General features: G+C 44.9%; 11 protein-coding genes. 4 read left to right on the top strand and 7 right to left on the bottom strand.

The features are described 5' to 3' along the window. Window positions 1–129 precede the first annotated feature (129 nt). Genes FX988_RS20725 through FX988_RS20735 form a run of 3 tightly spaced genes read right to left on the bottom strand, consistent with a single transcriptional unit; the run spans window position 130 to window position 2,951 of the window. A complete protein-coding gene (locus tag FX988_RS20725; RefSeq protein ID WP_160181957.1) occupies window positions 130–828 on the bottom strand; it encodes a Crp/Fnr family transcriptional regulator in 699 nt (232 codons plus the stop codon). A 9-nt stretch (window positions 829–837) separates the two neighbouring features. Further along, window positions 838–1,857 (bottom strand): VOC family protein, encoded by a 1,020-nt coding sequence (locus tag FX988_RS20730; protein ID WP_160181958.1) that lies wholly within the window; start codon window positions 1,855–1,857, stop codon window positions 838–840. Continuing rightward, window positions 1,857–2,951, bottom strand: a complete 1,095-nt coding sequence (locus tag FX988_RS20735) for a VOC family protein (RefSeq protein WP_160181959.1) — start codon at window positions 2,949–2,951, stop codon at window positions 1,857–1,859. The genes FX988_RS20730 and FX988_RS20735 overlap by 1 nt, the downstream gene beginning before the upstream one ends. Before the next feature lie 68 nt (window positions 2,952–3,019). Here FX988_RS20735 and FX988_RS21660 point away from each other — a divergent pair, with 68 nt between their 5' ends. The 3 genes from FX988_RS21660 (at window position 3,020) to FX988_RS20745 (ending at window position 4,782) form a co-directional block, all read left to right on the top strand. Further along, window positions 3,020–3,676, top strand: a complete 657-nt coding sequence (locus FX988_RS21660) for a hypothetical protein (protein WP_201751613.1) — start codon at window positions 3,020–3,022, stop codon at window positions 3,674–3,676. Between the two features lie 12 nt (window positions 3,677–3,688). Beyond that, a complete protein-coding gene (locus FX988_RS21665; RefSeq protein WP_201751614.1) occupies window positions 3,689–4,150 on the top strand; it encodes a hypothetical protein in 462 nt (153 codons plus the stop codon). 161 nt (window positions 4,151–4,311) lie between these two features. After that, window positions 4,312–4,782: a GNAT family N-acetyltransferase gene (locus tag FX988_RS20745; protein WP_160181960.1), complete on the top strand. Its 471-nt coding sequence runs from the start codon at window positions 4,312–4,314 to the stop codon at window positions 4,780–4,782. Window positions 4,783–4,894: 112 nt separating this feature from the next. On the opposite strand, the gene FX988_RS20750 is transcribed toward FX988_RS20745, so the two are convergent. The 4 genes from FX988_RS20750 to FX988_RS20765 all read right to left on the bottom strand — a co-directional run bounded on the left by FX988_RS20750 (window position 4,895) and on the right by FX988_RS20765 (window position 11,956). Further along, window positions 4,895–6,355, bottom strand: a complete 1,461-nt coding sequence (locus FX988_RS20750; RefSeq protein WP_160181961.1) for a sulfatase — start codon at window positions 6,353–6,355, stop codon at window positions 4,895–4,897. 72 nt (window positions 6,356–6,427) lie between these two features. Then, the gene (locus FX988_RS20755) at window positions 6,428–9,265 is read right to left on the bottom strand and encodes a TonB-dependent receptor (RefSeq protein ID WP_160181962.1); all 2,838 of its coding nucleotides are present in this window, start codon (window positions 9,263–9,265) and stop codon (window positions 6,428–6,430) included. A 733-nt stretch (window positions 9,266–9,998) separates the two neighbouring features. Continuing rightward, window positions 9,999–10,901: a sugar phosphate isomerase/epimerase family protein gene (locus tag FX988_RS20760; protein WP_160181963.1), complete on the bottom strand. Its 903-nt coding sequence runs from the start codon at window positions 10,899–10,901 to the stop codon at window positions 9,999–10,001. A gap of 35 nt (window positions 10,902–10,936) precedes the next feature. Further along, on the bottom strand, window positions 10,937–11,956 hold the full coding sequence (locus FX988_RS20765) for a LacI family DNA-binding transcriptional regulator (RefSeq protein WP_160181964.1): 1,020 nt from the start codon (window positions 11,954–11,956) through the stop codon (window positions 10,937–10,939). 290 nt (window positions 11,957–12,246) lie between these two features. On the opposite strand from FX988_RS20765, the gene FX988_RS20770 reads away from it, so the two are divergent. Further along, window positions 12,247–13,428 carry a Gfo/Idh/MocA family protein gene (locus tag FX988_RS20770; protein ID WP_160181965.1) on the top strand — a complete coding sequence of 394 codons (1,182 nt, stop codon included), beginning with the start codon at window positions 12,247–12,249 and terminating at the stop codon, window positions 13,426–13,428. The last annotated feature ends 65 nt before the right edge of the window (window positions 13,429–13,493 follow it).

The following is a 13,493-nucleotide window of genomic DNA, read 5'->3' on the forward strand; positions in this document are numbered from 1 at the left end:
AGTGACTTTGTTGAAATGAGTCCTCAATATCAACGCCATTTGCACAGGGCGCATTGACAATGATCAACTGTGTCAGTTTGTATGCCCTTGCATGTGCTTAATCCGTTCTCGTATATCAGATGTGAGTTTTTAATCCGCGTAAGAAATCAACTTGTCGTTGTCTAGTACGGTTATCTGATAATTACTTTCAATCTCGATCAATCCGTCTTTTTTTAACTTGCTAAAGCCGCGGCTAGCGGTTTCTAAACTCATGCCTAAGTAATCAGCAATGTCTTGGCGACTCATAGGTAACAAGAATCTATGGGTACCGCGACCTAACCTGTGCTCCATATCAAGAAGGAAATGCGCCAGACGTTGGTGTGCAGATTTTTGTCCCATGATAAAGAGTTGATCCAATATCAAGGATAAAATGTGACCAGTCACATCATGATAGCGTTTGGCGACAGAAGGGTATTTGTCGAAGATGTCTTGCATCAATTTACGACTGATACGAATCACCACACAATTGGTTAAAGCTTTTGCACTGAAGCTATAGCTCACACTTTCTGACAGCCCAGCTAGGTTCCCAGTAAAGAGAAAAGCAAAGACTTGGCGTGAACCAGATGCCGTAGAGCGCTCGAGCATGAGTGAGCCTGATTCGGGAATGTATACATATTCCGGTGCATCTTTTTCTCGAAACACGTATTCACCTTGCTCAAATGAGATCTCTTCAGCATCTTGCGCTAACTCGTCAATGAAGGCATTTGCCCCTTCCACTTCTTTAAAATGACTACCAAAGCATGAAGCCAATGAGGTTTTTATAACTACTTTATTAATATCCAGTGACATGGGATTCGCCTATTTTATTATTGTGTTTACTACCTGATAGAATTCTATCCATGTCCGATCTGGCGTCCTGATTGCCATAATGTCTACCTTTCCATATGGTGCTAACGTCAGGTTGGTTTGAGATACGATTTCCACTTTATTTTCAATCAGATGCCTACGCAATGCAGGTAGATTGTCTACTGGAAAACGCAGGGTGACAATGCCTAAATTGGGTGGAGAAGCCAATTCGCTGACATTTTTTCCTTGTGCACCGTGAAATTGTAGCAACTCTATGGAGCCTTCATTGCGTTTTTGTGGATGTAAAATATACACTGAGCGCGGTATCTCGGTGGTTAAGTTAAACGGTAAACCTAAGACATTGGGGCCTTCTTTTTTACTGGCGCCTTTGTGCTCTAAATATACTTGAAAGCCCAGCACATCTCGGTAGAAGGCCAGCGAAGTCGCTATGTCATTGACCACTTGGGTAGAATTAAATACGCGGCTAAAGTGCTTTACGTTTGGCCATCCTTCCAAAACGGGTTTATGTCGCTGTATCAAGGCAAAACTGACACCGTCAAAACCAGATGTTATCCATTCAGACACCTCATAAGGGCCGAAAGTAAAAGATACGGGATCGCTGGTTCCGCGCCAGCCAACATCTTGCAACTGCTTACGTTTACTTGCCATATCTGCGACTCTAACATTTACGTCAAATATACCGCCTACATCCCAAGACTGCGTATTGGCGCGGATCACTTGTTGTGGTACGTTGTCGATTTGAATCAAGCGAACATATCCGCGTTTCTCACCCTTATTGGCCAGTAAAACCTGTTGTAATTTTGCCTGTTCGGGCAGTTGCCACAGCTGTCTAAGTTCTGGTGATACTTGCGCTTTTGAGCGTACCTCCCAGCCCGCATAATCCTGATAAAATTGACTGCTTTTGTTTAAGTCAGAGACAATGAAAACGGCTTCCGTGAAGCCCTTTAAGGTAAAATCCTGAGCATGACTTACCCAACTAAACACTATGAGTAATGTGAAGAGTGAGCGCATTATTCTTGTACCTCAAATACTTCGATTAAAAAGCCATTTGGGGCGCGCATGGTCGCTACATCACGGGTACCAATTAATGGATCATTGAGGTTTTTCTGCACGCTGACAATCTCAGTACCATAGGCTTTTGCATTGTCTAGTACGGTTTGCAGTGAACGCACAGGGAAACTCCACATGCCCAAACCTAAATTTGGCAAACTTGGGCGATGCTTAGGTTTTAACGGCGATATATTGTGAAAGTCAACAAACAACATATGCCCTGTTGTTGCCCCTTTGCTGTAGACAATCGCGAAACGAAACTCGCTGCCATTGGGCAAATTCATCGCACCTTTGTCACCAGCTGATTTAAATACCCGATCAGAGCGGATCTCTAAACCTAATACTTGGGTATAAAACGTTAATTGCGACTCTGAATCCGTGATCACTTGGGCAGAGTAGGCAGGACCGCCTATTCCATTTTCGTCGGTCGGGCCAAGCTGAGCCATGCCATTGCCACGGGTTATCGCTACTCCGTGATTAAAGTCAGGTGCGTTAAAGATAGTCTCATCGATCTGATAACTTGAACCGTCAGGACGGGGAATAGGGTAGCTTTCAAGGGCATTAAGCGCACCAAAGCCGACTTTGCGAATGTGCTTGTCCAGTGCCACAGTATTCGTGTTGGGAAACCCAAGTGAAAAAGGACCGAGTTCACGAGAATCCCAGCTGTCGTGAATACTCGGCATTGGCTTACTTAGCACTAACAAGCGGATCTGAATAGCGCTGTCTACCCCTTTTCGGTACAAGCGATACGTTTCCCAGCTCACGTCTGGAGGCATATTCCACATTTTTCGTTGTGCTTGCTCTAACGTCTTAGTGATCGTTAAAGGGCCTTCAACAGTCATGCCCATGCCGTCCCGATAAAACAATAAACTTTGTTGCAAAGATACCGTGGCGATTGTCACTGTGTGTAAGGGCAGGGCTAGCGCATCTTTTACTTGGCTTTTCGGCGCTAATGCGTCGTTGCTAGAAGCGTGAGCTAAGTCCGCCAAACCGGTGCTAGCGAGCATGGCTCCCATGATAAAAATCAAAACGAATGGTCTTAATTTATTATTCATTAAAAATTTGTCCGTACAAATGTTAGTGTCAATAAATCATATACAAGTACAGGGAAAAAGGTAACTAAATGAAGAAATTGTTAAAATTGTCGATTTTTGGCCTGCTGTTAAGCGTATCTGTAGGAGCAACTAGTACGGAGAATCCTTTGCCAGATACCGGAGTTGGCGGTGTTTACGAAGTCATGATTGGCACAGACGACAGCGTCACTTTGCTTAAATATCTTCGCCAATTTGGCTTCGAGCAAATTGACAAAGGTCAAATTGGGCGAGAAAAAGCGCGTTTATTGTATGGGGTAGACAGCGCGTTAACCTCTTATCGTTTGCAAAACGGAGCAACCGCAAGCCATGGTTTAATACGTATTCTTGAATGGGAAACCTTACTCGTTGAGGGTATCGGGTACGCTAAACCTGAAACCACTGGCCAACGGATGATGGTGATGCGAACCAATGACATTTTACGTATTCATGATGTGTTTGCTGACGCGCGAAGCGCCGGTCAAAAATGGCTACCGACGCCTACTGTATACGCAGACTTGTACGGCATGACACAAGGCAAAACAGACGTACTTAATCGTCGTACTGGGGTGCGAGAAATGGCGGTTTACGGTGAATTATTTAATCTAGTGTTGTTTCAACGATACGGTTATACCATTGAAGGTTATGGCGCTATCGTCGCGCAAAGCCCGTTGAAAACCAGTGAAATAACCCACAATGATTTTATTTAAGCGGGACACACAGTGGATGATATGCACCGTCAAACAGATTACTACCGTGATGTATTTGGATTAAAGCCGGAAGGACCTGTCGTACTTGACGGTGACTGGCAAGATGGCCCGGCAGTTGTGTTTAATATGAACGCGGGCAGTAGCCACTATTATCGTGGTTTTGTGAGTCCAAATAATATTGCCGGTAAGTTGAAATTTTTTGTCAATCCTGACGCGCGTCCTGACAGAAGTGCATTGCAAAAGCCTGGGTATCGCGGCATTACTTTGCATTCTTTGTACGCTGAGGCGCCTGAGTTAATTAAGCAGTTGGCGAATAAACATGGAATTAAAACGTCCTCGATGCAGCACAATGAGTTTGGCGAGGAAAGTTTTGTACTACGCGGGCCTGATGGTTCGAGTTGGCAAATTTTACCTAAACCAAATTTAATAACGCCACCGGTGACACAATTGACGTTCGAATCAACCATTCACTAATACCAATTATTTAATGGAATTGGTATAAGAGGCGGCCGTCAGTTATCAAATTTCATTGGCTTCTCGGTCGCACTATATATGCATGATATGCAAGTGCTTGAAAAGATGGTAGTTTTAGCAAATAACAAGTGCATTCCCCTTGAAAAATGGAGCGCAAGCAGATGCAGATAGAAATAGATAAATTGACCTGCGATGGGGTGCGCGGTTTGTTAGAAGCGCATTTAGCGGATATGTATGCAACCTCTCCAGCTGAAAGTGTGCATGCACTAGATATGCAAGGCCTCAAACACCAGTCAATAACATTTTGGTCAGCCCGCGAAGATGGCAAGGTGTTAGGGTGCGTGGCATTGAAACACTTATCTGACGAGCATGGTGAGATAAAATCCATGCGCAGCGCTGAGCACGCTCGGCATCGGGGTGTGGCTACTGCCTTGTTGCAGCACTTAATCACCCAAGCGAAACAAAGAGGGTATCGCTGTTTAAGCCTAGAAACAGGAACTATGGAATATTTTGAACCGGCTAAATCTTTGTACCGAAAGTTTGGCTTTGTCGATTGCGGACTTTTTGCTGATTACCCTTTGGATCCAAACAGTTGTTTTATGACTTTGCATTTAAACGACTCGGCTGCGTAAACTTTATTCACCTTGGGAAGCAGGGCGCGAAAAAGATCCGGTCAAAAGGTGAAAAAGGCGGCGACTCATCCCATCGCCACCATTACCGAGAACGTGTTATATCAACATATTATTAATAGCGACCAGATGCTTGATACATCTCCATTTTAGAGGGTCTTGGCCGTTTTCTGTTTGGTGCGTAGGCACCCGTCTTGCGATCAAAATCGTCTAACGTGCGAAAACTGGGAATGAAATCATTCGTTTCCTCAATCCAATTATCTAAAATATCACTGTGTTGTTGCAATATTGCTTGGTATTGATTGTTACGCGCTAGGTTGGTTAATTCGTAGGGATCGCTTTCTAGATCGTATAATTCCTCTTTTGGACGAGGGGCTAGGAATGGACGAGATTGTTGCTGTGTTAATGCACCTTGTTCGAATAATCGCGTGAGTTCCCACCACGTTTTGTGATAAACCGTGTCGGCACTCGGTGTGGCCGGTAAATCAAAGTAGTTGTTACGAATGTATCGATACTGCTTGGTGCGTACCGAGCGACCATGATCTTCAAAGTCATGCCAGTTCCTTTCTGAAATGGCGAAGTCTCGAAATGGTGCGCTAGGATTTTTAAATAACGATACAAGACTACGTCCTTCAAATGATGCGGGCGTAACGGCATTTGCTAATGCGGTAAATGTAGGCGCTAAATCTATGCTGCTGATAAGGCTATCGCTGACACTGCCTTTGGCTATCCCGTCAGGCCAGTGGGCAATAAATGGGGTTTTTACCCCTGAGTCATACAATGTAGTTTTGTCTCTGGCGAAAGGGCGGCCATTATCGGCGACAAAGATGATCAATGTATTGCCGGCGACTCCTTGTGTTTCAAGGGTACTAACCACTTTACCTACATACTCGTCTAAGCGTGAAATCTCATCGTAGTAGGCTGCAAAGTCATTCATATAAAGTTCAGTTGCTGGGTAATAGGGCGGTAAGCGCACATCTTCTTGGGTATGTTTATGAGGGTATTTTCCTTGATAAAATGGACGATGTGAGTCCCATGAGGCAAGCCATAAGAAAAACGGTTTTTCTTTAGGGCGCATGTTGAGTAAGGGCAACCACTGCGCGCTACCCGATGGCTCATCAATACCATATTTTGACTCTCGCACTACATCAAAACGCTGTTTGGTGTCTTCGCCCAAATGCCATTTACCCGCTGCTGCTGTCCAATAGCCTGCGTCGTGCAGGGTTTGTGAAACGGTTATCTGCTCCTTTGGTAGAGGCCAATGAAGTTGCTCTGCATCGGTATTGTGCGGATAACGACCGGTGATCATACTCGCGCGGCTTGGGCTGCATGAGCTAGCTGTTAGATACGCGTTGTCAAAGCGCATACCGTTTTTTGCAAGTTTATCGAGATTGGGGGTGTTTACGCCAGTGTTGCCATAGGCGCCAAGATCGTCCCAATTCAGATCATCGGCAACAATTAAAATAATGTTGGGGCGCTGCTCAGCTGAAGCATGAGGCACGAGCAATAAAATACATAGTGTTAGCAGTGATTGCGCTGCTGTTTTTATACGTATGTTGTTTATAAAACTAAACATTCTGAGTTCCCTTATCGCAATTGACTCAAGTCAGGGGGCGATGTGTTACCCCCAGACTTGTTCATCACAGCGCTAGAATTGAGCGCTGACACCTATGTTGTATCTCGCACCAAATTGCTCTGCACTGATGAGCTGATCAGCGAAACGACCATGGCGACGGGTGGTTTCTTCGGTGATGTTTAACCCTTCAATAAATACAGAAACATTTTCATTGATGTCGTAGCTCACATTGATGTCCCACTGGCCATAGGCTTCTACGAAGGTTGGCTCGCCTTGGCGCTGAGGTTGGTATAGTGCCAATAAGAAATCATCTCGCCAGTTATAAGCGATACGTGCTTGAAAACCGTCTTTCTCGTAAAAAGCGATGAGGTTTGCAGAATCACTAAGCCCAGTTAAGGCAAAAGTGCTCTCGACGTCGTAAACATCATATTTCACATTACCGTCGACAAAGGTCATGTTAGCCACAGTACCAAAGCCGCTCTCGCCGAACATGTGTTGCAGATTAAGCTCCCAGCCATCGACTTCAGCATCATTTAAGTTGTCAGGAGAGGAAATCAAAAAGGTGATTTGGGGATCATCCGAGGTAGAGAAACACGCTGGGTTACCACCAACTACTTCATCCGGACACCCAGGGCGAGGATTAATACTCGGGTCCGTAAGGGGATTACCATTCACATCAGGCATGGTGCCTTCACGAGTGGTGATACCAATAAAATTCTCGACATATTTTTTAAAGAAGCCCACTGAAGCGTAGCTGCCATTGTCGTAATACCACTCTAGTGATAAATCGATATTTTTTGACTCAAGAGGAAGTAATCCAGGATTGCCGATGGATGCATTGTAAGGCCCGTCTGGGCGCGCATCGATAGTCGTAGATGGAAATAACGACGATAGATCTGGGCGACTTAAGGTGGTGCTATATGATACACGGCCCACGAGATCGTCGGTAAATTCAATGTTGAAGTCCATATTTGGCAGTAAACGGGTGTAGCTGCCTTCAAGGCTGATATTGGTTGGCTCATCGGTAAATACTTCACCAAATCGCCCAGCAGTATTTACGTAATTTAAAGCCTTGATACCGCGTTGCAAAGATACCGAGGTCACATCAGTGTCTTCCCAGCGTAGCCCTGCGGTAAATTTAATTGGCATTTGATTGAATTCAGTCTCAAAATCAAACGACACATACAAGGCTAAAGTTTCTTCATTGACTCCGTTATAGATTGGATCTTCTTGAAAATAGAATCCTTGGTCCTTCACCAGTTGCAATGCATCTTGGGCGCTGTAATTTGAAAGCAAGGGGAAAAAGTTGCTATTGCCCCCTATGTCTTTGCCAAATCCATTGCTGCTATTGAATTGTATATCTAGGCTAGAAATATCAAGTGGTACAAAAGCGATTGTTCTTTTGGCGTAGGTATCTATGGTGTAATCAGTATTGGCAAGACCAAAATTAATTTGGCTTAGTGCACCGCTGTAAGCATTGACCCACTGACCATGTAGTTGAGCTTGTTTGATGTTGTTTTCAATTTCGTAGCCGCGGGTTTGAAACAAGTCAAATTGTATGTTTTCTCTGGCGTAGGGGTCTTGACCGGGTAGATCGGCTGCATCGAAGAATATGTCTGGCCGCCCATTGGGGTCAGTAACAATGCTCACATCCACACCGCCACGATCGGCAACACCATCACCATTGGTGTCGTTAACCCGTGGGTTTTTGAGGTTCGTGATGGTTTCCGAGTTTCGACCGTCAGGTTGAGAATGGGACGTAGAGTCATGATAATCGAAGTTAAAGCTTAAGTTTTCAGTGGCTTGATACTCAAGGTTTAAGCCTATCGAATCATTATCGGTATTAAAGTAATTGTGATACGACCAAAAATTCAGTTCATCATCATTGCGAAACGGGTTGGTGACTGTGCCGTTGGCATCTGCATCGCCGCCCGTATCGCCATCAAACCAAAAACTTGTACGATTGATATTCGAGGTTTCTTCGAATCGAGAAAGGGTGTAATCAAGCGTTGCGACTAAGGTATCTATGGGAGCGAACTGCAGTACCAATTGCCCATTTTGTCGCTCTCTTTGGTTGTCGTGGGTATCAACACTGATAGCTAGCGGTGCCCAGTGGGTGCGACTTGGGTTTAGACTGGTATCTATGCCACTTTTATCCACATTAGAGCCACGTTCCGGCACCCAGCCAGGTGTACCTACGCGTTCTTTACGGCTGTCACGTTCAGCGTGCGACAAAGACAAAAGTACACCCACTTTACCGTCTGCGAATTGCTGACTCACCATGCCTGATATCTCTGGTGTCACGCTATCACCGACTTCAACACTGGTATCAACCACACCTTTGACCGTTGCTACGGCTTTAAAGCCATCGTAATCAAAGGGTTTTGCTGTTTTTATATTGATAGTGGAACCGATACCACCGGAGGATATATTGGCTTTCCCTGTTTTATAGACTTCTACGCCTGAAACACTTTCTGCTGCAATTTCGCGAAAATTAAAGCTTCTATCTATGCCATCTTCCAACAAGGTAGATGAGGTGGGCATTTGACGGTTGTTTAAGGTAACAAGGTTAAAACTTGGGCCAAAACCACGCACAGTGACTTGGTTTCCTTCGTTGTTGGAGCGGTCTATCGAAACCCCGGTTATACGCTGCAAGGATTCCGCTAAATTGGTATCAGGAAATTTACCGATATCTTGTGCAGTAATAGCATCGACGACGCCGTCTGAATCTCGTTTAATGTTTGCTGCGCTAACCAGTGCTCCTCTAACGCCTTTAACATTGATAACTTCTACCTCTTGTTCGTCTGCTTGTTGAGCATATACAGGTGAAGTGGCGTGCAAACTCATTAGTGCAAACGTCACAGCACTGGCTAGCTTGGTATGAGTAAAACTGTGTGTAAAGTGTTTCATGCGTTTCTACCTTGTTGTCCGTCATTATATTTAAGTACCAGTTTGGTCTTGAAGGAGAGTGCTTAGCTTCGCCTATATAACCCACTGTATTTAAAAGTAATTTAACTAATTCTCCGTCGAGAGTTTTAATTTCCCGAAGAAATTACCGCTAATTGCAACAGTTAATTGTTAACAATTGATTTGGATAATTGCACATCGTTTTAACAATCTCAATACAATGTTTTGGTTTTTATGTGTTAAATTTGAATGATTGTGTGTAATTTAATGTGTGGAGATAAGAAATTTATGCGGACTTGTGTTTTACTTTTCCTGCCATGATCCACTGTTGCGCGCACTTTAATTGAAAACATGTATACAAATAGCTAAGAAATAAAGTGTATTCGGCGTGGTTTGACGTATCGATTACGTTGAATATACTGCAACGTAAACGCATCGGGCGGATAGGCTTTATGCTGGAATAGCTGGTTAAAATAAGAGCACTCTTGGGTCATATCCCGTCATGCATGTGATAGCAGCCTTGAGCGTGGTAACACTAAACTACTCGGTGTGGCTAAACTAACGGGCGACCAAGCGCTGTCAATGTGAACTGTCCGAGTCAAATTGCGCTATCGAGCTAAATATCTTTTTCTAATTGGTATTGAAATGAATTTAGACAATAAAAAAGTCGCTCAGCGTGCGGGCGTTGCGACTTGTTAATTAAACTGCTTTAGATGAAAAATACAGTACTGACAGTTTAGGCTAAGAGCTTAGACATCGCCTTGTAACCTTGCTGAATAGTCTTCAATTTATCATCGGTTTTGTCTCGTTCTATAAATCTGTGCTCAACGCCTGAAAGTGCAGACTGAGCGAAAATCGGTGCAAAATCTATTGTTCCTGTTCCTACATCGGCGAAGTTACCGGCTTCGTCCATATCTTTTACGTGCCACAATTTAAAGCGACCTGGATGTTGTCTGAAGTAGGTGAGAGGGTCTTTATTGGCTTTGAACATCCAAAATAAATCCATTTCCATGGACATCAAATTTTTGTCTGTTTCGTTGAGCAGAACGTCGTAAGGCAATTGCCCGTTGCGGACTTCAAACTCAAACGCATGGTTGTGATATGCCAATTGCAGACCTGCTTTATTGCATGCTTCACCAATGACGTTACAGCGCGCTGCTAGTTTCTTGTAAACGTCAATGCCAGTGCCTCTTTGTTCTTCGGTTAAATAAGGAATAACAACATATTGATGGCCGACTTCCAAAGCGTGATCGATGACGCTATTGACGCCTTTATCAAATTCGGCAAGGCCGATATGCGCAGAGGGAGCGCTTAATCCTTCGTTATGCAATATGGTTTTTACTTCACTGGCTTTGTGTCCGAAGTAACCGGCAAATTCGAGTTCTTTGTAACCCACAGCTGCCACTAACTTTAATGTTGCCGGTAGGCTGACTGTCATCATATCTCGCAAGGTATACAGCTGAAGGCCAACGGCTGATGGTGACGTGAGCTGATTAGCGGCAAAAGCAATGGACCCAGGCATGGCGGCAAGCCCCATGGCAGCTGTGCTGAGCTTTATGAAACGACGACGGCTCTCTTGCTGAGCTAAATCGAAATTTGACGTACCGGAACAAGATACGCTGCGAGCGGTGTTTTTCATGTTTATTCTCCGAGTGAATGCGTGTGAATGAAGTATTAGCTAGCCTTGTCAGCATCAGGTGCTGGTCCAGTACTAGCACGCACAATTAATTCAAATGGCATGATGACTTTGGGTGCTTTGGTGATCTTGCCTTCGAGTAAATCAATCAATAGTGACACCGCACTTTGGCCAAACTCTTCCGCTGGCTGGGCGATGGTAGTTAGTGGTGGATCGCAAAAGGCGGAAAATGAAATGTCATCAAACCCCGCTATCGAGATATCTCGCGGAATGTTAAGGCCAGCTTGCTTGAAGCACTGCATGGCCCCAATAGCGGTCTCATCGTTCTCGCAAAATACCGCCGTCGGGCGATGCTCACTGGCAATAATGTTAGTCGCTGCGTCGTGACCTGATTGCAACGTAAAATCACCGGGATAGAGCAGGGATTCGTCGAATTTTAAGCCTGCCTCAGTTAGTGCATCACGATACCCTGCTAAACGGTCACGTGTTAACGGACTAGACTGTGGGCCTTTGATAAGCGCTATTCTGCGATGACCTTGTGCGATTAAATGCATCGTCATTGCTTTAGCCGCCGCGCGATTATCCAGCGTCACTATCGGGCAGTTTACGTCATGCATCACTTCACACACATTTACCATAGGTAACAATTCATTTGGCTTATTGATGGATGCATCAAACGGATTATGTGCGCGTAATTGAATCAGGCCATCTGCTTGTGAGGTTTGTACCATCTTGGCGTAATTTGCTTCGATACTGGCATCACCTAATGTATTGGCGAGTAAGATTGAATAACCACGTTCGGCAGCCGCTATTTGCATTCCACTTATCACCCGTGCAAAAAACACGTTGGCTACGGTAGGCACCAAGGCGACTAAATTGTGCGTTTTGCCGGAGCGAAACTTCACCGCCATTAGATTCGGTTTATAGCCCGCTTCGTTTACGGCAAGCATGACCTTATTACGTGTTTTAGGGGAAACACGTTCAGGTTGTTGCAGCGCCCTAGACACTGTTGCAACTGAAACACCTGCCATGTTGGCAACTTGACGAATATTACTCATATGGGCCTTTTAACGAACTCTTGGCGGAAAATATTTAAAATGTAACCGTTAGCATTTGATGTAAAAATAATACCGAACTAAATCGAAAAAGCTAGATAATTTATCTTCTTTGCAGCTTTATTACGCCATTATGACAACGTTAAATTAACAATTGACGATAATAAGTCATACTTATTGCCCTTTTTCAGTTGACATGACCAAATGAAACCCGTTACATTTTAACGAGATTGTACATTTGTATAACAACTGGCTGTGGGCCTTAACAGCATGGGAGTGATTTGGTGGCAAAAATGAACAAAGTACGTATGGGCATGGTAGGCGGCGGCGAAGGGGCTTTTATCGGCGCAGTACATCGTCACGCTTTGGCTCTTGATGGCCAAATTGAATTGGTTTGCGGTGCATTTAGCCGTGATGAAGGCAACAACCAACGGACCGCAGACGCCTTAGGTTTAGAGCAAAATCGAGCATACCCCAGTTGGGAAGCGTTATTAAAAGCGGAGCAGACTTTACCTGAAAGTGAGCGCATGCAGGTACTCATTATCGTGACCCCTAATCATCTTCACGTGCCAATTTCTATTGCAGCGGTTGAAGCGGGATTTCACGTGTTTTGTGAAAAACCGGCGGCGATTTCACTTGAAGAAGCAAGCCGCTTAAAAACCACATTAGAAAATAGCTCTGCGTTATATGGTTTGGCGCACACTTATTTAGGATACCCCATGGTGTGGCAAGCGCAGCATATGGTGTCAAGCGGCGCACTTGGCGGTATTCGCAAGGTTTACGTTGAGTATCCTCAGGGTTGGTTATCAGCCAATGAAGAAAACCACAATAAACAAGCTTCTTGGCGCACTGATCCGGCGCAATCAGGCGGAAGCGGCTGTATGGGCGATATTGGCACCCATGCTTTTGGCCTTGTTGAGTTCGTGCTTGGGCAACAAGTGACGTCATTGTGTGCTGATTTACAAACCCATGTTGAAGGGCGCAGATTAGACGATGACGGCGCAGCCCTGATCCGCACGGACGGTGGAGCAAGCGGTGTACTGATCGCAAGTCAGGTGTGTGCCGGTGAAGAAAATGCATTAAAAATTAGAGTGTACGGTGATAAAGGTGGCATCGAGTGGCAACAAATGGAGCCCAACTCGATAGTTTATCGTCCTATAGGCGAACCTTACCGAGTACTACGTGCTGGGATGGGGCAACCGGGTTTATGCCAAGAAGCATCAGATCGGTGCCGGACACCAGCAGGTCACCCAGAAGGATATTTAGAAGCTATGGCTAACTTGTACCGTTACTTTGCTAAAGCCGTTAAAGCAGCTGACGCTGATGACGCATCTTACCATGCAAATGAGCTAGGCAAAGCAGCCGGTGTGCCGGGCATTGATTCAGGGATACGAGGTATGGCGTTTATTGATGCCATGCTGGCCAGCAGTGACAGTGAAGTTAAGTGGCATGACGTGCCAAGCACTTACAGATGAAACAATTAAAGCAGGCGTATTAAGTGCATTTTTTAGGTTACTTAAGCGCGAACTACAGTTAAACC

The sequence above is a fragment of the Paraglaciecola mesophila genome (genome assembly GCF_009906955.1).
Taxonomy (GTDB): domain Bacteria; phylum Pseudomonadota; class Gammaproteobacteria; order Enterobacterales; family Alteromonadaceae; genus Paraglaciecola; species Paraglaciecola mesophila_A.

What these genes read in the sequence shown, in the direction of transcription:
- FX988_RS20745 (WP_160181960.1), top strand. Translation starts at nt 4,312, where the DNA reads ATGCAGATAGAAATAGATAAATTGACCTGCGATGGGGTGCGCGGTTTG.
- FX988_RS20760 (WP_160181963.1), bottom strand. Translation starts at nt 10,901, where the DNA reads ATGAAAAACACCGCTCGCAGCGTATCTTGTTCCGGTACGTCAAATTTC.
- FX988_RS20770 (WP_160181965.1), top strand. Translation starts at nt 12,247, where the DNA reads ATGAACAAAGTACGTATGGGCATGGTAGGCGGCGGCGAAGGGGCTTTT.
- FX988_RS20725 (WP_160181957.1), bottom strand. Translation starts at nt 828, where the DNA reads ATGTCACTGGATATTAATAAAGTAGTTATAAAAACCTCATTGGCTTCA.
- FX988_RS20735 (WP_160181959.1), bottom strand. Translation starts at nt 2,951, where the DNA reads ATGAATAATAAATTAAGACCATTCGTTTTGATTTTTATCATGGGAGCC.
- FX988_RS20765 (WP_160181964.1), bottom strand. Translation starts at nt 11,956, where the DNA reads ATGAGTAATATTCGTCAAGTTGCCAACATGGCAGGTGTTTCAGTTGCA.
- FX988_RS20750 (WP_160181961.1), bottom strand. Translation starts at nt 6,355, where the DNA reads ATGTTTAGTTTTATAAACAACATACGTATAAAAACAGCAGCGCAATCA.
- FX988_RS20755 (WP_160181962.1), bottom strand. Translation starts at nt 9,265, where the DNA reads ATGAAACACTTTACACACAGTTTTACTCATACCAAGCTAGCCAGTGCT.
- FX988_RS21660 (WP_201751613.1), top strand. Translation starts at nt 3,020, where the DNA reads ATGAAGAAATTGTTAAAATTGTCGATTTTTGGCCTGCTGTTAAGCGTA.
- FX988_RS20730 (WP_160181958.1), bottom strand. Translation starts at nt 1,857, where the DNA reads ATGCGCTCACTCTTCACATTACTCATAGTGTTTAGTTGGGTAAGTCAT.